The sequence below is a fragment of the Thermophilibacter gallinarum genome, from assembly GCF_014982725.1.
GTDB lineage: Bacteria > Actinomycetota > Coriobacteriia > Coriobacteriales > Atopobiaceae > Thermophilibacter > Thermophilibacter gallinarum.
This window is the reverse complement of sequence record NZ_JADCJZ010000001.1, coordinates 359,722-381,388: the sequence shown is the minus strand read 5'-3', so window position 1 is coordinate 381,388 and position 21,667 is coordinate 359,722. Positions and strand designations below refer to the sequence as shown.

At 69.3% G+C, this 21,667-nt stretch carries 18 protein-coding genes; 8 read left to right on the top strand and 10 right to left on the bottom strand.

From position 1 onward, the window contains the following. Positions 1-1,725, bottom strand: a complete 1,725-nt coding sequence (locus tag INF26_RS01845; protein ID WP_193529028.1) for an NADH-dependent [FeFe] hydrogenase, group A6 — start codon at positions 1,723-1,725, stop codon at positions 1-3. Then, a complete protein-coding gene (locus INF26_RS01840) occupies positions 1,719-3,545 on the bottom strand; it encodes an NAD(P)-binding protein (RefSeq protein ID WP_193529027.1) in 1,827 nt (608 codons plus the stop codon). Before INF26_RS01840 ends, INF26_RS01845 begins: the two co-directional genes overlap by 7 nt. Positions 3,546-3,804: 259 nt before the next feature. Between INF26_RS01840 and INF26_RS01835 the strand changes: the two genes are divergently transcribed. Further along, entirely contained in the window at positions 3,805-4,383 is a 579-nt protein-coding gene (locus tag INF26_RS01835) for a hypothetical protein (protein WP_193529026.1), read from the top strand. A 55-nt stretch (positions 4,384-4,438) separates the two neighbouring features. Here the strand turns inward: INF26_RS01835 and INF26_RS01830 are convergent, their stop codons facing one another. From INF26_RS01830 to INF26_RS01815, 4 genes are all read right to left on the bottom strand, one after another. Further along, positions 4,439-6,880 carry a homocysteine S-methyltransferase family protein gene (locus INF26_RS01830; protein WP_193529025.1) on the bottom strand — a complete coding sequence of 814 codons (2,442 nt, stop codon included), beginning with the start codon at positions 6,878-6,880 and terminating at the stop codon, positions 4,439-4,441. A gap of 309 nt (positions 6,881-7,189) precedes the next feature. Continuing rightward, positions 7,190-7,903 carry a vitamin B12 dependent-methionine synthase activation domain-containing protein gene (locus tag INF26_RS01825; RefSeq protein WP_193529024.1) on the bottom strand — a complete coding sequence of 238 codons (714 nt, stop codon included), beginning with the start codon at positions 7,901-7,903 and terminating at the stop codon, positions 7,190-7,192. Between the two features lie 3 nt (positions 7,904-7,906). Beyond that, on the bottom strand, positions 7,907-8,776 hold the full coding sequence (locus tag INF26_RS01820) for a methylenetetrahydrofolate reductase (RefSeq protein ID WP_193529023.1): 870 nt from the start codon (positions 8,774-8,776) through the stop codon (positions 7,907-7,909). Positions 8,777-9,010: 234 nt separating this feature from the next. Then, the gene (locus INF26_RS01815) at positions 9,011-9,514 is read right to left on the bottom strand and encodes a prepilin peptidase (protein WP_193529022.1); all 504 of its coding nucleotides are present in this window, start codon (positions 9,512-9,514) and stop codon (positions 9,011-9,013) included. Positions 9,515-9,591: 77 nt separating this feature from the next. Between INF26_RS01815 and INF26_RS01810 the strand changes: the two genes are divergently transcribed. From INF26_RS01810 to epsC, 4 genes are all read left to right on the top strand, one after another. Next, complete coding sequence (locus tag INF26_RS01810; protein ID WP_193529021.1) at positions 9,592-10,770, top strand: cation diffusion facilitator family transporter; 1,179 nt, start codon at positions 9,592-9,594, stop codon at positions 10,768-10,770. 11 nt (positions 10,771-10,781) lie between these two features. Next, positions 10,782-11,216 (top strand): aminoacyl-tRNA hydrolase, encoded by a 435-nt coding sequence (gene pth2 / locus INF26_RS01805; protein ID WP_193529020.1) that lies wholly within the window; start codon positions 10,782-10,784, stop codon positions 11,214-11,216. Positions 11,217-11,447: 231 nt separating this feature from the next. Further along, positions 11,448-12,359 carry a cysteine synthase A gene (cysK, locus tag INF26_RS01800; protein ID WP_193529019.1) on the top strand — a complete coding sequence of 304 codons (912 nt, stop codon included), beginning with the start codon at positions 11,448-11,450 and terminating at the stop codon, positions 12,357-12,359. Further along, positions 12,359-12,973, top strand: a complete 615-nt coding sequence (gene epsC / locus INF26_RS01795) for a serine O-acetyltransferase EpsC (RefSeq protein ID WP_193529018.1) — start codon at positions 12,359-12,361, stop codon at positions 12,971-12,973. Before cysK ends, epsC begins: the two co-directional genes overlap by 1 nt. 266 nt (positions 12,974-13,239) lie before the next feature. On the opposite strand, the gene INF26_RS01790 is transcribed toward epsC, so the two are convergent. The 3 genes from INF26_RS01790 to INF26_RS01780 are packed head-to-tail and all read right to left on the bottom strand — an operon-like array spanning position 13,240 to position 16,162. Further along, positions 13,240-13,710 (bottom strand): GNAT family N-acetyltransferase, encoded by a 471-nt coding sequence (locus INF26_RS01790; RefSeq protein WP_193529017.1) that lies wholly within the window; start codon positions 13,708-13,710, stop codon positions 13,240-13,242. Next, positions 13,685-14,911 (bottom strand): ATP-grasp domain-containing protein, encoded by a 1,227-nt coding sequence (locus INF26_RS01785; RefSeq protein ID WP_193529016.1) that lies wholly within the window; start codon positions 14,909-14,911, stop codon positions 13,685-13,687. Before INF26_RS01785 ends, INF26_RS01790 begins: the two co-directional genes overlap by 26 nt. Continuing rightward, positions 14,912-16,162 (bottom strand): alpha/beta hydrolase-fold protein, encoded by a 1,251-nt coding sequence (locus INF26_RS01780; RefSeq protein WP_193529015.1) that lies wholly within the window; start codon positions 16,160-16,162, stop codon positions 14,912-14,914. Positions 16,163-16,352: 190 nt separating this feature from the next. Here INF26_RS01780 and INF26_RS01775 point away from each other — a divergent pair, with 190 nt between their 5' ends. From INF26_RS01775 to INF26_RS01765, 3 genes are read left to right on the top strand one after another with little or no spacing between them, the layout of a single operon-like run. Continuing rightward, on the top strand, positions 16,353-17,834 hold the full coding sequence (locus INF26_RS01775; protein WP_193529014.1) for a DUF1846 domain-containing protein: 1,482 nt from the start codon (positions 16,353-16,355) through the stop codon (positions 17,832-17,834). Positions 17,835-17,873: 39 nt separating this feature from the next. Continuing rightward, entirely contained in the window at positions 17,874-18,701 is an 828-nt protein-coding gene (locus INF26_RS01770) for a Cof-type HAD-IIB family hydrolase (protein WP_193529013.1), read from the top strand. Then, on the top strand, positions 18,698-19,702 hold the full coding sequence (locus INF26_RS01765) for an asparaginase (protein WP_193529012.1): 1,005 nt from the start codon (positions 18,698-18,700) through the stop codon (positions 19,700-19,702). The genes INF26_RS01770 and INF26_RS01765 overlap by 4 nt, the downstream gene beginning before the upstream one ends. 3 nt (positions 19,703-19,705) lie before the next feature. On the opposite strand, the gene INF26_RS01760 is transcribed toward INF26_RS01765, so the two are convergent. Next, the gene (locus INF26_RS01760) at positions 19,706-21,454 is read right to left on the bottom strand and encodes a Tat pathway signal sequence (RefSeq protein ID WP_226371796.1); all 1,749 of its coding nucleotides are present in this window, start codon (positions 21,452-21,454) and stop codon (positions 19,706-19,708) included. Positions 21,455-21,667: the final 213 nt, after the last annotated feature.

Below are 21,667 nucleotides of genomic sequence, written 5' to 3'. Positions count from 1 at the left end.
TCAGTGAATGCTCCAGGCGTGGTGGTCGGTGTGGAGCAGGTCCTCGGCGCGCTCGGAGAGCGGCTCGCCCAGGTAGTCCTCGTAGATCGCCTTGATCGACGGGTTCTCGTAGGAGTTGCGCAGCTCGGCGTTGTGGTCGAGGCCCCAGAGGACGTCGCCGCGCACGCCGGCGAGCTCCTCGCCGTCGTGGATGGGCTGGCCGCCGCCGCCCGCGCAGCCGCCGGGGCAGGCCATGACCTCGACGAAGTCGTACTCGACCTCGCCCGCCGCGATGGCGTCGAGCAGGTAGCCCGCGTTGGCCAGGCCGCTCACCACGGCGACGCGCACCGGGGTGCCCGCCAGGTCGTAGGTGGCCTCCTTCCAGGCGTCCAGGCCGCGGACGTCGGAGAAGGCGTCGGGCTCGGGCGTCTTGCCGGTGACCACGTGGTAGGCGGTGCGCAGCGCGGCCTCCATGACGCCGCCGGTCGCGCCGAAGATGACGGCCGCTCCCGTGGAGGTGCCCAGCGGGTCGTCGAAGTCCTCCTCGGGCAGCATCGTGGCATCGATGTGCTCGGCGCGGATCATGCGGTCGACCTCGCGCGTGGTGATGGAGACGTCGACGTCGGAATCGCCGCAGGCGTCGTTCATGACGGGGATGGCGACCTCGGCCTTCTTGGCCGTGCACGGCATGATCTCCACGCAGAAGATGTTGTGCGGGTCGATGCCCTTGAGCTCCGCGAAGTAGCTCTTGGTCACGGCGCCGAACATCTGGCCCGGCGACTTGGACGTGGAGAGCTGGTCGGTGAACTCGGGACGCACGGCCTTGACGTAGCGCACCCAGCCCGGGCAGCAGGAGGTGAACATCGGGAACGTGTTCTCCTCCTTGTGGGCGAGCTTGTGCAGGAGCTCGGTGCCCTCCTCCATGATGGTGAGGTCGGCCGAGAAGTTCGTGTCGAAGACGTAGTCTACGCCCATCTGGCGCAGCGCGGCCACGAGGCGGCCGACGGTGGCGTCCTCGCGCGCGAGGCCGAGGCTCTCGCCCCAGGCGGCGCGCACGGCCGGCGCGATCTGGACCACGACGACCTTCTCGGGGTCAGCCAGCGCGTCGAAGACCTTCTGGGTGTCGTCGCGCTCGCGCAGCGCGCCCGTCGGGCAGTGCGTGATGCACTGGCCGCAGAGCGTGCAGTCGGACTCCTGGATCGTCATGCCGCCGCGGACGTTCACGCTCGTGTGCGTGGCGCGGTTGGCGAGGTCCCAGACGCCGATGCCCTGGATCTTCTCGCACACCTGGATGCAGCGCAGGCAGTTGATGCACTTGTCGTTGTTGCGGATGAGCGGGTAGGACTTGTCCCACTCGTCGTGCATGAGGCGCTTCTCGTACGGCAGGTCGGAGATGCCCAGGTCGTTGGCGAGCGTCTGCAGCGTGCAGTTGCCGGAGCGCACGCAGCTCGTGCACTCGGAGTCATGGGTGGCGAGCAAAAGCTCCATGTTCATGCGGCGCGCCACGCGGACCTTGGGGCTGTTGGTGTGCACGACCATGCCCTCGAGCACCGTGTTGTTGCACGCGGCGACGAGCTGGTCGATGCCCTCGATCTCGACCACGCAGACGCGGCAGGCGCCGATCTCGTTGAGGTCCTTGAGATAGCAGAGCGTCGGGATCTTGATCCCTACGGTTGCGGCGGCGTCGAGGATGGAGGTGCCCTCCTCCACGGTGACGGCGCGGCCGTCGATAGTGAGGTTTACCACTGCTCGATCCTCCCTCCGCGGAACGCGCCGAAGCCGAAGTGGTCGCAGCGCAGGCAGCGGGATGCCTCCTGGTGCGCCTCCTGGTCGGTGAGGCCGTTCTCGACGATGTCGAAGTCGTTGATGCGCTCGGACGCCTCGCGCTCGCGCATCTCGCAGCGCGCGCAGGAGATCTTGCCCTTGAACTGCACGGGCGGCAGCTCCACGTCGAGCTCGATCTTGTGGTTGAAGCCGAGGTAGTTGTCGATGTTGCCGGCCGCGACCTTGCCCGCGTTGATCGCGCGGATGACGGTGGCCGGGCCGCTCTGGCAGTCGCCGCCGGAGAAGAGGCCGTCCTGGCCGGGCACGGCGCCGTCCGGGTCGGTGACGATGCGGCCCCACTTGCAGGGCACGCCCTGCTCCTCGAAGGTGGCGGAGTCGATGTCCTGGCCAATGGCCACGATCACGCGGTCGCACGGCACCACGACGTCGCCGCCCTCGGCAGCGCGCGGCGCGGGGCGGCCGCGCTTGAGGCCGCCGATGATCTGCGGCTCGACCTTGAGGCCGGCCACGTGGCCGCTCTCGTCGACGACGACCTCCTTGGGCGCGTGCAGGTCCATGACCTCGCAGCCCTCGGCCTCGGCGCCGGCGATCTCCTCGTCCTGGGCCGTCATGTCGGCCACGCGGCGACGGTACGCGATGATGACCTTCTCGGCGCCCAGGCGCACGGAGGTGCGGGCCACGTCCATGGCCACGTTGCCGCCGCCGACGACGGCGACCGTGAGGCCCTTGAAGTCGGGCGGGTTGTTGTCGCCCATGTCGCGCAGGAGCTGGACGGCGGACATAACGCCCTCGGCGTCCTCGCCCGGAAGGCCGAGCTTCTTGTCCGCGTGCGCGCCGATGGCTAGGTAGACCGCGTCGTACTCGGAGCGCAGACGGGTCATCTCGTCACCGTCGACGCTGTGGTTGAGCTCGACGTCGATGCCGCAGTCGAGGATCCACTGGATCTCGGAGTCGAGCTGCTCGCGCGGCAGGCGGTAGTTGGGGATGCCGTAGCGGAGCATGCCGCCGAGGTGCGCGCGCTGCTCGAAGATCTTGACCTTGTGGCCCATGAGCGTCAGGTAGTACGCGCACGAGATGCCGGCCGGGCCGCCGCCGATCACGGCGACGCGCTTGCCGGTGGCCGGCTTGACGACCGGGCGGTAGTCGCCGGCGTGGTCCACGGCGTAGCGCTTGAGGCCGCGGATGTTCATCGGGTCGTCCACCATGCCGCGGCGGCAGTGCATCTCGCAGGGGTGCTCGCAGACGAGGCCGCAGACCAGCGGCAGCGGGTTGTCCTTGCGGATGAGGCGCACGGCCTCGGTGTAGCGGCCGGCCTCGACGAGCGCGATGTAGCCGGGGATGTCCACGCCCGCCGGGCAGCCGGAGACGCACGGCACCGTCTGGTGCTGCGAGAAGCCGCAGGCGTGCTTGGTCACGTGGTGCTCGAAGTCGTCGCGGAAGCCGCGGATGGCCATGAGGGCCACCTCGCCGGCCTCGTAGCCGATCGCGCAGTCGCTCGACAGGTACACCGTGCGGGCGGTGGACTCGATGAGGTCGAGCGTCTCCAGCGTGGCGCGGTTGTTCAGGACGTCGTTGAACAGGTGGCGCAGCATGCGCAGGCCGTTCCTGCACGGCGTGCACTTGCCGCAGCTCTGCGTCGCGCACATGGCCACGTACGAGGCCGTGAACTCGACGGGGCACGGAGCGAGCGAGCTGACCGAGAGGCGCTTCTCGAGCATCTCGTGCATGCTCGACATGATCGCCTGGGTCTCGCTCTGCTCCATGACGTGCATTCTTGCCATAGGCCCTCTCCTTGCACTCACGGAGTTCGGTCGTCGTGGCCCCCTCGGCCACGACATAGTTGGTTTACATTACGTCGAAGATCTGACACCCGTCAGAAACATTCGGCGAGAAGGACTACCGCTCGGCAAGCGGCACGGACCTCAATCTTTGCTCACCACTGGGGCGACCAAAACCGACCAGCAGCCGGACCGTGCGCGCAAACCTGAAACGAATCTGAGAAACTGGGCGAACGCAAGCACCGTCACTAAGGAGTCACCCATGAAGAACACATCCCTCCGGGCCCTCACCTGCACGCTCTGCGCCACGCTCGCCCTCGCCGGCGGCCTGGTGCTGGGCGGCTGCTCGAACGGCCCGAGCGTCGAGGAGCTCGTCCGCGAGGACATCACCACGAACTTCGACGAGCTCAAGAACATGGACGAGGAGGCGCTCGAGGAGTACGCGGGGGCCGTCGAGGGCGCGGGCCTCGAGGCCTACGGCATCGAGAACACCGAGCTCGTGGCCGCGATGGTCGAGGGCTTCGACTACACGATCGACTCCGTCGAGGTCGACGACGAGAGCGCCGTGGCAACCGTCACCGTCACGTCCAAGTCCATGGGCGAGCTCACGAACATGGACTCCGACGCGATGGTCGAGGAGCTCATGAACGCCATCAACTCCGGCGAGCTCGACGTCAACGACGACGATGCCGTCAACGCCTGGGCCGGCGAGTACGTCATGGGCCTGGTCGCCGAGATCGAGCCCTCCGAGAAGACCATCGAGCTCGTCTACAACAAGACGGACGACGGCTGGGAGATCGACAACAGCGCCAACACCGAGATCAGCAAGATCTTCGTGTAGCCCGCGCGACGAGAGGCACGACCGAGGGGCGTCGGCTGCGGCCGGCGCCCCTTCCCTATGCGATCACCTCGCCGGCTATGCGCACGGTCTCCATCGCGTCGCGGGCGTAGAAGTCCGCCCCGACCATGCGCGCGTACTCCGGCGTGAGCACGGCCCCGCCCACGACCACCTTGCACCAGGGGGCGCGCTCGCGCAGGAGCTCGATCGTCTCGCCCATGGCCGGGACCGTCGACGTCATGAGCGCGGAGAGCCCCGCGAGCGGCGCGTGGCGCGCCACCACGGCGTCCGCCACGGCCTCCGGCGCCACGTCGCGGCCGAGGTCGACCACCTCGTAGCCGTAGTTCTCGAGCAGCATCCGCACGATGTTCTTGCCGATGTCGTGGATGTCGCCGCGCACGGTGCAGACCACCACGGGGCCCTTCTCTGTCGCGGGGGCGCCCGAGGCCGACGCGGCCTCGCGGAGCACCTCGAAGCCAGCCTTGGCCGCCTCGGCGGAGGCCATGAGCTGGGGCAGGAAGAAGCGCCCGTCCTCGAAGCGCCGGCCGACCTCGTCCAGCGCCGGCACGAGGACCTCGTTGACGGCGTACAGCGCGTCGTGGTCGAGAAGGACCTCGCGCACGGCGTCCGCCATGGGTCCGCTGCGACCGTCGAGCACCAGCGCGCGGGCGCGCTCGACCGGGTCGGCGGGGGCCGCGGCGGGCCCGTCCTTCTCGGCACGGCCGCCCTGGTCGCCCGGGACGGGGGCGGGGGCCGCGTCGCTGCGGTCGGCGTAGTGCTCCACGTAGAAGCGGGCGCTCTCGTCCTCGCCGGAGAGCACGCGCCAGGAGTCCACGACGTCCATCATGCGGCGCACGCCGGGGTTGACGATCGCGAGGTCGAGTCCGGCGCCGAGGGCCGCCGCGAGGAACGTCGCGTTGACGAGCGGGCGGAAGGGCAGGCCGAAGCTGATGTTGGAGACGCCGAGCACCGTGCGCACGCCCGGGAGCTCGGCCTTCACGAGGCGGATGGCCTCGAGGATGGCGCGTGGCGCGGTCTGGTCGGTGGAGGCCGCCATGGCGAGGCAGTCGATCGCCACGTCGCGGCGCGGGACGCCGGCGGCGTCCGTGGCGGCCACGATCTTGCGCGCCACGGCGAGGCGCCCCTCGGCGGTGGCGGGGATGCCGTCCTCGTCGAGCGTGAGGCCCACGAGCGCGCAGCCGTAGCGCGCGGCGAGCGGGACCACGGCGGCGAGCGACTCAGCCTTTCCGTTCACGGAGTTGACGAGCGCCTTGCCGGGGTAGCGACGGATCGCCGCCTCGATGACCGCGGGGTCGGAGGCGTCGATCTGCAGCGGGAGCGTGGTCACGGCCAGGAGCTCGTCGACGAGGCGGCACATGACCGCGCGCTCGTCGATCTCCGGCAGGCCGGCGTTGACGTCAAGGATCTGGGCACCTGCGCGCTCCTGCGCGATGGCCTCGGCGACCACGTGGTCGTGGTTGCCGCTGCGCAGGGCCTCCTGCATCCTGCGCTTGCCCGTGGGGTTGATGCGCTCGCCGATGACCCCCACCTCGCCCGGCGCGAGCGCCACCAGCCGCTGGGGGCCGCACACGGCGAAGCGGTCGAGGGGCACGCGACGCACGGGGGCGCGTCCGGCAAGAAGCGCCCGCTCGGCGGCGACGTGCGCCGGCGTGGTCCCGCAGCAGCCGCCCAGGACGGTGACGCCCGCATCGAGCATGGGCTCCACGGCGGCGGCGAACTCCTCGGGGCCGATGTCGTAGACCGTGACGCCGTCCTCCACGCGCGGAAGGCCCGCGTTGGGCTGCACCATGAGCGGGCAGCGGGCCCAGGGGGCCATGCGCGCCACGAGCGGCGCGACCTCGGAGGGTCCGAGCGAGCAGTTGATGCCCACCGCCGCGGCGCCGAGCGAGGAGAGCGTGAGCGCGGCGACCTCGGGGGTGGTGCCCAGGAAGGTGCGACCGTCCTCCTCGAAGGTCATGGTGACGAGGGCGGGCAGGCCCGAGTTCTCGCGCACGGCGAGCAGCGCGGCCTTGGCCTCGGCGAGGTCGGACATGGTCTCTATGACGAAGAGGTCCGCACCCGCGTCCGCGGCCGCGCGGACCTGGCGGGCGAAGAGCTCGTAGGCGTCATCGAAGGCGAGCGGTCCCATGGGCGCGAGCAGCTGACCCGTCGGACCCAGGTCGGCGGCCACGTAGCGGGGCCGCGCCGCGCGGGCGCAGGCGACGGCGGCCGAGAAGACCTCCTCCACCGTGGCGGCGTCGCCGAGCTTGGCCGCGTTGGCCCCGAAGGTGTTGGTGGTCACCACGTCGGCGCCCGCCGCGACGTAGGCGGCGTGCACCTCGGTCACGACCTCGGGGTGCGTGAGGCACAGGAGCTCCGGCATCTCCCCGGCGGCGAGGCCGCGCTCCTGGAGCTGGGTGCCCATGGCCCCGTCGAGCAGCAGGAAGGCCTCCCCCGCCAGGGCGGAGGCGAGAAGGTCGTTGTTCGCATTGTCAGGCATGGCGCTCCCGTCGTCGTTCTTCTCGCCCATCCTAGCAGGTCGAGTGTGGGGGTCCGGCGAGAAGAACGGCGTCACGCTACGTCGTCTCAGAATTCCGGACGTTCCCGCGTCTGGCGAGCTAGGCGTCTTAGAATTCCGGAGGTTCCCGCATTCAAATGGCGAGGCGTCCCAGAATCCCGGAGATTCCCGGTCGAGAGAGCGATTCCGTCCGAATAATGGCGATGTTCCCACGCTCTGAACGCCCCGGCGGCGGGAACCTCCCCTATTCCAGGACGCACAGGCGGCCGGGGACGGAAACCTCCCGAATTCCTAGACGCGGCCGCAGCCGCGACCGGAGCGCCGCAGCACGCAGAAGTCGGCGCACGGACAGGCGGCACAGCTCGGACGCTCCGCCGCGCGCGGCCCCTCGAAGAGGCCGACCACGGCAGTCACGCTCTTGGTGGGCGACATGAGCAGCTCGGCGGAGAGCGTTATCCCCAGCGCTCGCTGCGCGTCGAGGGCGGCGAGAAGCACCGGCTGCGTGGCGAGCGGCAGGTCGCCGTAGCCGGGCGAGAAGCGCGAGCCGCAGAAGAGCCCCCGGTCCGCGGCGGCCGCCACGACGCCCGCCTCGGCGGCGTCCGCCGCACGCTCGACGAGCGCGGAGCCCGCCGCGTCGAACACGACCTGCGCGACGCGGTCGGTGAACGAGAGGCGACGCAGCTCCGCGTCTATCCCCGCCCCCGCCGTCACCGCGATCACGCCCACGGCCACGGCGCCGTCGAGGTGCTCCGAGATGGACCTCCCCCGCAGCTCGAGGGCCGTCCCCCCGAGACGGACCACGGGGGCGCCGTCCTTCTCGCCCCGCCCCGCGACCTCGAAGACCCGCACAGCTCCGCGCGGCCGCGCCACGTCCAGACAGCGGGCGACCACGTCGTCAACCCGCGCGTCGAGCTCCGGCGAGAACTCCTGTCCCGCATACCCCAGGTAGCGCAGGACCTCGGCGCGGTCCACCGAGCGGATGTCGTAGGACTGGACGACGTCCACGCGCTAGGCCCCCAGATACCCGCAGGCGAGAAGCGCCTCGTGGGCGGCATGCGCCACGGCGGGCTTGTTCATGCTGTAGACGTGCAGGCCGTCGACGCCGTTGGCCGCGAGGTCGACGAGCTGCTCGCACGCGTATTCCACACCGGCGCGCGCCTGGTCGGCGGGGTCGTCGCCGGCCAGCACGAGACGCTTCACGACCTTGGCCGGGATGGACGCGCCGCAGGTGAAGGCCATGCGCTGGATCTGCTTGACGCTCGTGAACGGCATGATGCCCGCGACGATGGACAGGCGCACGCGATGGCGCAGGCACTTCTCGCGGAAGCGGTAGAAGTCCTCGTTGTCGAAGAAGAGCTGGGAGACCAGGTAGTCGGCACCAGCCTCCTGCTTCTTGTAGAGGCTCTCGAAGCTCTCCTCCTCGGTGGGGGACTCGACGTGCCCCTCGGGGTAGCAGGCGGCACCGATGCAGAGGTCGGCACCGGAGGCGCGCAGGTGCTCGATGAGGTCGGAGGCGTGCTCGAAGTCGATCGCCTCGCGCCCCGGCGCGCGGTCCCCGCGCAGGGCGAGCACGTTCTCGATGCCGGCGTCCGCGAGGCCGGACACGTAGGCGTCGACGTCGGCGCGGGTGGAGCCGAGGCAGGTGAGGTGCGCGAGCGCGGTGACGCCGAGCTCGTGCTCGATCGAGGACGCGATGGGAACGGTGTTGGCCGAGTTGCCCGACCCGCCCGCCGAGTACGTGACCGAAATCCAGTCGGGCCGGTCGGCCGCCAGCTCGGTCGCGACGGCGCGCGCCTCCTCGAGGGGGAGCTCTCCCTTCGGCGGGAAGATCTCGAAGGAGAACGTCTGGCGAGCAGCGATCTTGTCGGCAATCCTCATGGTGTCACCCAGCCCCGTGACGGCGAACGTGTCGGACCAATTGTCACACAAACGAATCGGGCGCGACGGTCGGGGGCCGTCGCGCCCGGAATGCGCCGCACGTCACCGCGCCATGGCGGGAACCCGCGACCATCCTAGATATAACCCGGCGCATCGTACGCAAATCGTAAAATGTCGCAGACGGTAGAGGCTGAACGTCAGAGGGTCGTCGCGCACGAGTGCCGGGCGGGACCCTCACAACACCCCCACGAGCACGATAAACACGGAGACGACGGCGATCGACGGGGCGAGCGGGATGCCCGGGCGCACGGGGCGGTCGGCATCGCGCAGGGCGACGGCCACCCGGTACGCGAACCACCCGGCAACCCCCACGAGACACGACAGCCCCACCGTCGCAAGCCCCAGGACCGGGCCCGTCCAGGCGCCGACAGCCGCGAGGAGCTTGACGTCCCCGCCGCCCACGCCCCGTCCTCGGCCCCCGCGGGACGAGACGAGCGCCGCGCAGAGCATGACGGCAAACACGACGACCACGCCGAGAAGCGACGAGACGAGCGCGCCAGCACCGGCGCCGCCCGCCGTCGCGCGCACGAGCGCGCGCAGGATGCCGGCCGCGGCGACGGTCGCCGCGCAGCCGTTGGGCACGATGCGGGTCCGCAGGTCAGAGACAGCGGCAACCACCAGGGCGGCGACGAGCGCCGCCAGGCAGACGAAGTCGGTCGTCGCGACGAGCCGGTCCACGGAGCCCCCTTCCGCTGCGTCCAAAGGCGTGCGGCGATTGTATACTCTTTGACTGCCCGAAAGAGAGAGGACGCGGCATGACTGGCTGGCTCGTAAGGACCTTCGTACCAAACGCGGACAACACGTCCGACGCCGCGGTGCGCACGCGCTACGGTCTTCTCGCCAGCGTCACCTGCATCGTCTGCAACGTCGCGCTCTGCCTGGGAAAGGGCATCGTGGGCCTGCTCGCCGGCTCGGTCTCCATAGTCGCCGACGCCGTCAACAACCTCTCCGACGCCTCGAGCAACGTGGTGAGCCTGCTGGGCTTCAAGCTCGCGAGCCGCCCCGCCGACGAGGAGCACCCCTACGGCCACGGCCGCTACGAGTACCTGGCCGGCCTCGTCGTCGCGGTGCTCGTGTGCGCGATCGGCATCAACCTGCTGGGCTCCTCCGTCGAGAAGATCCTCCAGCCCGAGCCCACCGAGTTCGGGCCCGCCGTGGTGGTCGTGCTCGTGGGGTCCATGCTCGTGAAGCTGTGGATGGCGTCGTTCAACCGCCGGCTCGGCCGCGCGATCGACTCCGAGACCCTCGAGGCGACGGCGGTGGACTCGAGAAACGACGTCATCTCCACGGCGGCGGTCCTCGCCTCGGCGGTGGTCTCGCAGGTGAGCGGCTTTGACCTCGACGGCTGGGCGGGCCTCGCCGTGGGGGCCTTCATCTGCTGGAGCGGCGTCGAGCTCGTGCGCGAGGCGGTGAGCCCGCTTCTGGGCCGCGTGCCCGACCCCGCCTACGTGGAGCACATCCGCGACAAGATCATGAGCTACCCCGGCGTCCTGGGAACGCACGACCTCATGGTCCACGACTACGGCCCCGGCAGGCAGTTCGCGAGCGCCCACGTGGAGATGGCCGCCGAGGGCGACCCCCTCGAGCAGCACGATCTTCTCGACAACATCGAGCAGGACTTCAAGGTGGACGAGGGCCTGGTCATGACGCTGCACTACGACCCCATCGTCACCGACGACCCCGAGGTCCGCGACATGCGCCACTGGATCGACCTCACCGTGAAGGGCATCGACGAGCGCCTCTCGATCCACGACCTGCGCTGCGTCCCCGGCCCCACGCACACCAACGTGATCTTCGACTGCGTGCGCCCCGCGGGCTTCTCGCTCTCCGCTGCCGAGCTGCGCGAGCGCATCTCCGGGCTCGTTCGCGAGCGCTACCCGCGCGCCGTCTGCAAGATAACGATCGACGACTCCTACGTCTCCTCCCGCCAGTGATCGGAGCCCCCATGCCTTCCAGCAGCTACCGCGCCAAGCAGATGATCGTCATGCGCCGCGACCTCAGGATGCGCAAGGGCAAGATCGCGGCACAGGCGGGTCACGCGTGCGTGGAGGCCGTCCTCATGGCGCTCGTGCGCGAGGGGCGCGGGGCGGACCTGCGCGCCAGCGACGGCTGGGCGTGGGTCGAGCACGCGGAGGACGACGTCACCCCGCTCACCGACTGGTTCGACGCCGGTGTCGCCAAGGTCTGCGTCTACGTGGACTCCGAGGAGGAGCTGCTCGACCTCGCGGAGCGCGGGCGCGAGCAGGGCTTTGCCGTCGCCCTGGTCCGCGACGCCGGGCACACCGAGTTCCACGGCGAGCCAACCTTCACCTGCCTCGCCTTCGAGCCCCTCCCCGCCGAGAAGATCGATCCGCTGACGGGCGAGCTTCCGCTGTACTAGGCACCGCCATCCCCCACTCTCTTAGGGTGTGTACGAAGTTTCTAAGTTGATGTTCTTCTCGTCAACGTATCTGCCTGCGGTTTTATGATTGCTAGGTACCGTATTAGTTTTGAAACAGTGTACATACCCTAAATGAGGGGGCGGCGACGTGGCGTTTGTTTCCGCTCCGTAATTCCTACTTGAGAGGTGGGTTTATCGGTGGCACGCTGGAGGCCCGGAGAAGGAGGAGCCATGCACGTCGCCCACACCGTCGAAGACCTCATCGGATCCACCCCGCTCGTCGACCTCTCGGCGCTCGCCGGGGGCGCGGCCCGCGTCCTGGGGAAGCTCGAGGCCGCCAACCCCGGCGGCTCGGCAAAGGACCGCGTGGCGCGTGCCATGGTGGACGACGCCGAGCGCACCGGCCGCCTCTCCCCCGGCGGCACCATCATCGAGCCCACGAGCGGCAACACCGGCGTGGGCCTCGCCATGGTCGCCGCCGCGCGCGGCTACCGGCTCGTCCTCACGATGCCGGACACCATGAGCGTGGAGCGTCGCGCGCTTGCCGCCGCCTATGGCGCCCGGATCGAGCTCACGCCCGGTGCCGAGGGCATGGCAGGCGCCGTCGCGCGCGCCGAGGAGCTTGCCGCCGCGACGCCCAACTCGATCATCGCCGGGCAGTTTGACAACCCCGCCAACCCGCGGGCGCACTACGAGACCACCGGACCGGAGATCTGGGCCGACACAGACGGCACCGTGGACGTGCTCGTGGCCGGCGTGGGAACGGGCGGCACGCTCTGCGGTTCAGCGCGCTATCTCAAGGAGCAGAACCCCTCGGTGCGCGCCGTCGCCGTGGAGCCCGCCGAGTCGCAGGTGCTCGCCGGCAGGGCGGCGGGCCCGCACGCCATCCAGGGCATCGGGGCCAACTTCGTGCCCGGAAACTTCGACCGCACCCTCGTGGACGAGATCATGGCCGTGAGCTCTGCCGACGCGCTCGCCACCTGGCGTCGCCTCGAGCGCGAGCTGGGCCTCCTCGTGGGCATCTCCTCGGGCGCCGCCGTCGCCGCGGCGCTGCGCCTCGCCGCGCGCCCGGAGTGCGCCGGCAGGACCGTCGTCGCCGTGCTCCCGGACACCGGCGAGCGCTACCTCTCCGTGGAGGCGTGATGGCTGGCGAGAAGATAACCTGGTCGGAGCTGCGCAGGCTCATCCGCGAGGACGCCGAGGCCGCCTTCAAGCGCGACCCCTCCGCCGGCTCGGTCGCCGACGTCACGCGCTTCTCGGTGGGATTTCGCATCGTGCGGGCCTACCGCCGCCAGCACTGGCTCTACGAGCGCGGGCACCGCACGCTCGCCCTGTGGCTCGCCAAGCGCTCGCGCATCCGCTACGGCGCGGACATCCACCCCGCCGCGAAGATCGGTCGCCGCTTCACCGTCGACCACGGGATCGGCGTGGTCATCGGCGGGACCGCGGTCATCGGCGACGACTGCCTCATGTACCAGAACGCCACGCTCGGCATGACCGGGAAGCATGGCGGCAAGCGCCACCCGACGGTGGGCGACGGCGTCCTCATCGGCGCCGGGTCCATCCTGCTCGGCGCCATTACCGTGGGCGACGGGGCCTACGTCGGGGCGGGCTCGGTCGTGGTGGACAACGTGCCCGCCAACACCACGGTCGTGGGCAACCCGGCTCGCGTCGTGCGCACGCACGTGTGCCCGCTCGTCAGCGACATGGTCCGCGTCACCGACGACTTCGGCAAGAGCTGGGTCATGGAGGCGTGAGCGCCGCCCAGGACCTTTTCTGCTTAGGATTTCAGGGTAGTTGCAGGGCAAGACAGGTCTGCTGCTTAGGCTTTTGGGGTTGTTGCACCCTGCACGGCACCCTGCGGCATCACGTTCTTCTCGCCACCTGCGGTTTATTGCTCGCACGGCGAGAAGGACGCGCCCCTGAGGCTCCGCGGACCTACAACAACCCCAGATTCTTAAGCGCGGAGACCATCGCGCCCTGCAACTACCCCAAAATCGTAAGCAGTCCGCCCAGGCGCTCGCTACAGCACCTGCTCCAGGCAGGTCTTGAGCGGGGTCATGCCCATCGCGTCGTAGAACGCGCGGGCGCCGGGGTTGCACTCCCAGACGTTGAGCGTCACGTTGTGGCAGCCCAACTCGCGCGCGAAGGCAATGACGTGCTGGTAGAGGGCGGTGGCGACGTGGCAGCCGCGATGGGCCTCGTCCACGCAGATGTCGTCGATGTAGAGGCTCACGATGGGCTGCCAGCTGTTTGACGCCCGGTAGTCCTGGACCTCGCAGAAGGCGTGCCCGAGCACGGCGCCATCGTCGTCCACGGCCACGAACACGGGATGGGCGTCGTCCTCGAACAGGGCGAGAAGCTCCTCGTCGGTGTACTTGCGCGTGCCGGAGCGGAAGATGTCCGGCCTGCCCGCCGCATGCACCTCGAGCACCTGGCTCAGCAGGCTGTGCACGCCCGCCAGGTCCCTACTCGTCGCTCGCCTGATCTCCATGACCGAAGCGCCTCCTCGCCTGAACGTAGGCCACGAACTCGTCGGCATCCTCCGAGGTCGCGAAACGCGCCGTGTACTGCTGGTTGCCCAGGTCGTCCGAGAGCGCGTCCGCCACGCGGCCGCACGAGACGATCGCGTCGCCCCAGCGCGCCAGGACGTCCTCGTGCGCGTGGACGTAGCGATGGGCGTCGCGACGCGCGGCGTAGACGCAGACGGAGGGCTCGCCGGACGGCTCACACCGCAGCTCATCGTAGCAGACCATGTCCGCCCAGGCCTGAAAGACGTCCAGGCCGTGGGCCCAGCCAACCATCTCGGGCGTGGAGCCGCCGGGCGGTCGGACGTTGACCTCGAGGCCGACGTAGTCGCCCGCGGACCCCAGGCCCGGCCGGTCCTGGGAGAGGCGGAAGAACTCGAGGTGGACGAAGCGGCTGGCAAGGCCGAAGGCGCGCGCCACCGCGCGACCCGCCCGCGCCAGCGCGGGGTCGACCTCGGGCAGCGAGCGATAGGTCAGGTCGAGCTGCCTCTGGGCGACGTCGGCCATCGAGGGCGGGAACTCCTCCTGGTTCTCGAAGAGCGGCTCACCGCGGCTGTCCAGGATGGCGTCCCAGGAGCAGATGTCCCCCTCGACGTACTGCTCGACCACGTACGGGACGTCGCCGTGGTCGGCGAGAAGGGCGCGCAGGTCGTCGTCGCTCGTGAGCAGGCGGGTCCCGCCGGACCCCACGCCCACCTCGGGCTTGGCGAACACCGGGAAGTGGCCCATCTCCCCGATGAACCAGCGCGTCTCGTCAAAGGTGGTGAGGCTGGTCTGGCGGGCGGTCGGGACGCCGGCAGCGACATAGAGCGGCTTCTGGGCCGCCTTGCTTTGCCAGACGGCGAGCTGCCCGGGACGCGGTCCGTTCGCGACGTTGAAGTCCTCGCGAAGCCGCGCGTCCTGGGCGAGCCAGAACTCGTTATTCGACTCGATCCAGTCCACCTTGCCGTACTTGAACGAGAAGAACGCGACGGCCCGGTAGACCTGGTCGTAGTCCTCCAGGCTGGAGACCCAGTAGTACTCGTCGAGAGACGAGCGGACCTCCGGGGAGAGAAGGTCGTAGGGGGTGTCGCCGATGCCGAGGACTCGCGCCCCGTCTCGCCGCAGCGCGGCGCAGAACCGCCAGTAGACCTCGGGGAACTGCGGCGAGACGAAGACGAAGTTCATTTACTTGGTGGCCTTGCCCTTGGTGGCGGGCTTGGTCGCCTTGGCCGGGGTCGCGGGCTTGGTCGCCTTGGCGGGAACGGCAGCCTTGGTGGCCTTGGCCGGGGCGGCGGGCTTCACGGCCTTGGCGGGCGTGGCCGCCTTGGTGGCCTTCGCCGGGGCAGTGGCCTTGACCGCCTTGGCGGGCGCCGCAGGCTTCTCGGCCTTGGCAGGAGTCGCGGCCTTCGCGGTCTTCTCGGCGGCCGGCTTGGCGGCGACCTTCTTCGGGGCGGCAGCAACCTTGGCAGCGGTGGCTTTGGTCGTCGTGGCAGCCTTCTTGGCGGCCGGCTTGGCAGCGGCCTTGGCCGTCGTGGCGGCCTTCTTCGGGGCGGCGGCCTTGGCCGTCGTCTTCGTGGCCGTGGCGGCCTTGGCGGCAGCCGGCTTCTTCTCGGCGGCGGCAGCCTTGGGGGCGGCGGCCTTCTTGCGCGTGGTGGCGCGCTTCTTCGCGGGCTTCTCGGCAGCCGTGGTCTTCTCGACGTCGGCGAGCACGATGGGCAGGAAGTAGCGCAGCTGCTTCTTCCACCAGAACCAGGTGTGGGCCACGTCAGCGCCCCAGTAGTCGCACCAGGCCTCGACGCCCAGGCGCGCGAGCTGCTCGTCCATCACGCGCGTGGAGCGCAGCGAGTCGGCCTCGGAGGCCTCCTGGCCGGTGCAGAACAGCAGCTGACGCTGGTTGTACACCGCCACGTAGGGGTGCTCGGGCGTCATGTTGGGCAGGAACGCGCAGGGCGTGTTCTCGTAGAGCGTGGCATCCATCCAGTCGCCGAAGTAGCGACGGGCGTCGTAGCAGCCGGAGAGGCAGACGCAGCCCTGGAACAGGTCCGGGCGGCGCAGCGCGACGATGGAGGCCTGGGTGGCGCCGGCGTCGAAGCCGAGCGCGAGCGGGCGAGCGCCGGACTTGCTGACCTTGTTGACCAGCGGCACCAGCTCGTCGACGACGTAGTGGTAGTAGCTCTCCTGGCGCGCGGCGCGCTCGGCGGGATCGCCCTGGCCGCCCCAGGACTCGTCGTCGACGGTCTCGGTGCAGAAGAGCTGGATGACGCCGGAGTCGATGTAGTCGGCCAGCTCGTCGACGACGCCGACCTCCTCGAGGCTCTCCGGCTCCTGGCCCTGCGTCGGGAAGACGACGACCGGCAGGCCCTTCTTGCCATAGGTGATGACGTGCATGTCAGCCCCCAGAATGGAGCTCGTGCACACGATGTTCTTCTTGTCCATAACTTCCCCCAAAAGTTCTCGCACCCTTATGTGCATCAGTCATGATACCGCTTGACGCCCTGAAGCGTGTTTTCCCCGCGTAAGCGTGACACAATTCGGAAATCTCCCCGGTTAGGGCCTCAATTGTTGCTGGAAGCGGGCGGTCCTCGTGCTACCCTTTCCTATCGTTGAGACTGACGAGAGGAGCCCCATGCGCATCGGCTTTGACAACGACAAGTACATCTCCCTCCAGGCGGAGAAGATCCGTGAGCGCATCGGGCAGTTCGGCGGCAAGCTCTACCTCGAGTTCGGCGGCAAGCTCTTCGACGACTACCACGCGAGCCGCGTGCTGCCCGGCTTCGAGCCCGACTCCAAGATCCGCATGCTCGAGAGCCTGGCCGACGACGTCGAGGCCATCATCGTCATCAACGCCGACAACATCGAGAACGCCAAGCGCCGCTCCGACATCGGCATCACCTACGAGGAGGACGCGCTGCGCCTCATGGACTCGTTCCGCGCGCGCGGCCTCACGGTTGGCGGCATCTGCATCACCCACTTCACCGGCCAGCCCCACGCCGAGGCCTTCCAGCGCCGCCTCGAGGGCATGGGCGTCTCGGTCTGGCGCCACTACCTGATCGACGGCTACCCCTCCGACGTCGACCACATCGTCTCCGACGAGGGCTTCGGCAAGAACGACTACATCGAGACGACCCACCCGCTCGTCGTGGTCACGGCGCCCGGCCCCGGCTCGGGCAAGCTCGCGACCTGCCTCTCCCAGCTCTACCACGAGAACAAGCGCGGCGTTCAGGCCGGCTACGCCAAGTACGAGACCTTCCCCGTGTGGAACCTCCCGCTCAAGCACCCGGTGAACATCGCCTACGAGGCCGCCACCGCCGACCTCGACGACCGCAACATCATCGACCCCTGGCACCTCGAGGCCTACGGCGACGTCACGGTCAACTACAACCGCGACGTGGAGACCTTCCCCGTGCTCAAGGCGATGATGGAGAAGATCGCCGGCGAGAGCCCCTACCAGTCCCCCACGGACATGGGCGTCAACATGGTCGGCCTGTGCATCTCCGACGACGACGCCTGCCAGGAGGCCGCGAAGAACGAGATCGTGCGCCGCTGGTTCGCCGCCGCCGAGGAGCTGCGCCGCACCGGCGAGGGCGAGGACGCGCTCGCCAAGATCGAGCTGCTCATGAGCCAGGCGGGCGTGACCTGCGACTACTCCCCCGCACACCAGAAGGCCCTCGAGAAGGAGGAGGCCACCGGCGGCCCGGCGGCCGCCATGGTGCTTCCCGACGGGGAGCTCGTGACGGGAAAGACCTCCGACCTCATGGGCGCCGCGGCGTCGCTTTTGCTCAACGCCGCCAAGCACATGGCGGGCATCCCCAAGGAGACCTACGTGGTGAGCAGCGAGGCCCTCGTGCCCATCTGCCACCTCAAGACCGACCACCTGCGCAGCCACAACCCGCGCCTGCACTCCGACGAGATGCTCATCGCGCTCTCCCTCTCCTCCGCCACCAACGACCAGGCGGAGGCGACGGTCGACGCGCTCGAGCAGCTGGCCGGCTGCGACGCGTACTTCTCGGTCATCCTCTCCGAGGCCGACAAGAGCACCTACCGCAACCTCGGCATCAACGTCTGCTGCGAGCCCAAGTACGAGCGCCGCGGCTACTACCACCGGTAGGCCTGCGCCGACCGGCGCGTCCTGCGGAGCGGAGCGCCCATGACCTACGAACTCATAGCCTTTGACATGGACGGGACGCTGCTGGACTCTAGGAAGCGGGTCCTGCCCTCGTCCACCCGCGCCCTCGAGCGCGCGGCCGAGGCCGGCAAGGTGGCCGCCATCAGCTCCGGGCGCTGCCCGCAAATGGTCGAGCTCAACCAGGAGAGCTTCGCCTCGGTCCGCTACGCGATCTGCTGCAACGGGACCGTCCTCTACGACCTCCACGAGCACCGCGTCCTCTCGGCGGCCCCCATGGACCGCGAGGCCATCGTGCGCGCCCTGGAGGCCCTGGGCGACGAGGACGCCATGATCGACGTGTTCCAGGGCTGGGGGTTCTACTGCCAGACCTCGCACGTCGAGAGCATGCCTCGCTACAACATGGGCATCTACCAGGACATGTACCGCATGACGGCACGTCAGGTGGAGGACATCCGCCCCGTGATGCTGGACCCGGGCGCCACCTACCAGAAGTTCATCTTCCACTTCACCAGCGCCGAGGCCCGCGAGCGCGTGGCGGCGCGCCTGGGGGACCTTCCGGCGGAGATCGCCCGCTCGGAGGAGTCCAGCCTCGAGTTCTCGCCCAAGGGGGTGACCAAGGCCACCGGGCTTCTCGCCCTGGCGGACCTCCTGGGCATCGACCACGCGGCGACGATCGCCGTGGGCGACGCTGACAACGACCTCGACATGCTGCGCGCCGCGGGGCTCGGCGTGGCCATGGGCAACGCCAACGACAACGCGCGCGCGGCGGCCGACGTCGTCGTCGCCGACAACGACCACGACGGCTGCGCCGAGGCGATCGAGCGCTTCCTGCTGGGCGATGCCCGATGAGCCGCGTCCTGGTCATAGCCACCGGCGGCACCATCGCCTCCACGCCCGAGCGCGACGGGTTGGCGCCCACGCTCACGGGCCGCGAGCTCGCCGAGCGCGTGCCGCTGCTGGACACCCTCTGCGAGCTGGACTTCGTTCAGCCCATGAACATCGACAGCACCAACATGCGCCCGCGCGACTGGCTTCGGATCGCCTCCGTGGTCCGCGACTCCTACGACCGCTACGACGGCTTCGTCGTCCTCCACGGCACCGACACCATGGCCTACACCGCCGCCGCCCTCTCCTACCTGGTCCAGGACAGCGAGAAGCCCATCGTGCTCACCGGCTCGCAGCAGCCCATGGCCAACCCCTTCACCGACGCCAAGCTCAACCTCTACCACAGCGTCCTCTACGCCTGCGACCCCGCCTCCTGCGACGTGAGCGTGGTCTTTGGCGGCGAGGTCATCTGCGGCACGCGCGCCCGCAAGCAGCGCACCATGAGCTTCAACGCGTTCACGAGCATGAACTTCCCGCCGCTCGCCTACGTCCGCGGCGAGCGCGTGGTCCGCGCGACCGGCGTGGCGCAGGCCGAGAAGGACGGGCGGGCGCCGCGCTTCTACGACGCGCTCGACGACCGCGTGATCGTCCTCAAGCTCACGCCGGAGCTGCGGCCGAGCATTTTCGAGCTGCTGGCCTCGGACTACGACGCCGTGATCCTGGAGACCTTCGGCATCGGCGGCATCCCGGCCTACGACGGGGCGTACCAGCGCGCCATCTACGACTGGGTCGAGTCCGGGCGCACGCTCGTCGTGACCACCCAGGTCCCCGAGGAGGGCCTCGACCTCGGCGTCTACGAGGTCGGGCGCGCCTACGCCGATCGGTGCGGCATCCTGCGCGGCGACGACATGACCACCGAGGCGCTCGTGGCCAAGACCATGTGGGCGCTCGGCCAGACCCGCGACCCCGCCGAGGTCGCACGCCTCTTCTACCAGCCCGTCAACAACGACCGTTCGGCACGCTAGCGGCTACAGCAGGTCGGCCACCGTGACGGTGGCGGCCTCCTCGGTCTTCTCGCCGCAGCGGAACGCGATCTCATCACCCGGCTGGTAGGTCACGATCTCGAGCAGGCCCGGCAGGGCGAAGTCGTAGATCGTCTCGTCGCCCTCGAGCATGACGTAGAAGTGCGAGTTGCCGTCCACCACGGCCTGCGCGATCGTGGCGATCGTGCCGGAGACCTCAACCGTGACCGAGGCGTCGGCCGCCTCCTGCTCGCTGAGCAGGCCGTCCGCCGCCAGCAGCGAGAGGTACGCCTCCTGGCACTCCTCCACCGTGGAGCCGGTGGCCACGCTCTGGTACTGCTCGATGTTGATCATCGCGAACATCTTGACCAGGCCCGCGTCGTCCTTGAGGCTCACGAAGTAGGTGGGCTGGCCGGCCACGTTGAGCAGGATCGGGTAGGTTGCCTGGTAGCGCAGGTTCTGCAGCTGGCCCTCGGCGCTCGCCATGGCCGAGGCCTCCGTCGCGCCCGCCACCGGGTAGAAGTGCGACTCGCCGGTGCGCTGGTTCACCAGGATGAAGCCCACGCTCGAGTCGTCGGCCGTCACGGAGGTCACGCCCGTGTAGAGGTAGATGTCCTCGCCCTGCGCGATATAGTTGTAGCCCAGCTGGCCGTTGGTTCCCGGCGTGGTGCACACCACGCCCTCCTGGCCGAGCCACGAGTTGAGCCAGCCGTTCGCGTACATGCCGCTCCAGTTGTACTGCTCGATCAGCAGGTCGGAGGGATAGGCGCGGTCCACCCACGTGGGGACCTCTTCCACGGCGTAGAAGTCCGTCTCGCCCGTGCAGGCGTCCACGAGCACCACGGCGTAGATGTCCGTGCCGCCAAAGGTGCCGATCGTGCGGCGCTGGACCGGGTAGACCCACCAAGGGTGGCCGTCCTCGTCCAGCTCGAAGGACTTCTGGTCGAACATGAGGCTGGGATAGGAGAGCTGCACGTGGCGGTCCACGTTGCGCGCGAGGGGCTCGGAATCGGAGTAGAGGATCGGCTCGTCCAGCCGCACGACCTTGGCCTCCTGGGTCACCATGTCCACGAGCACGTACGCCGGGATGCCGGAGTCGCGGTTGGAGAACCACTTGAAGAGGTCCGCGTAGACGAGCGGGCTCACGCGCACGGGGCGGCCCTGGTAGTTGATCTGGCTGTAGGTGTCCGCGATCTCGAACTGGCTCACGTACTCCGGGATGGAGCCCATCGCGCGGTTGCCCAGGAGGATGGCGGAGTCGCGGTCGATGACGGGGACCTCGGAGTAGTCGACCTCCTCGATGTCCTGCTCGAAGACGCCGTCGGTGGTGCTGAGCACGCTCGCGTAGCGCTCGGCGTTGCCGGGGAAGAAGGGCTGGGAGAGCAGCAGGCCCACGACGAAGCCCACGATCGGCGCCGCGGGGATGACCATGAGGCGCCGGAACAGCTTCGCGCTCTTTACGCTGCGCGCCGCCAGCACGGACAGGACCAGCAGGGCCGCGAGGCAGATTCCCACGATCCAGGTCCAGATCTGCATGCTCTGCAGGCTGAGCGAGGGGTGGAACCACCAGTAGCACGCGACGAGGGCGACCACGACCGCGATCGCGAGCACGATGAGCGCCCGCCGGCTCCACGTGGCGAGCCGGTCGAAAAGCGAGCTACCGGGGCGCGGGATGTCGCCGGGGCCACCGCCCTTCTCGCCGCCACGGCGCATCTGGTCGAACAGGTCCTTCAGGCTCGGGCCTTCGCTGGGCATCGGGGGTTCCTTCCTCGGTCGCACGACGCGGAGATTGTACCCGAAGCCACCCGAGCGCATGCACCCGGCGGGCGCGCGTCGCCCCCTCCTCTTCCGAGTGTGTACGAAGTTGCGATATTAATACGGTACCTTACGATCACGTTTCCGCAGATAGGCGAGTTGCCGAGAAGAACATCAAGGTTGATATTTCGTACACACCCGGAAGGAGGTCGG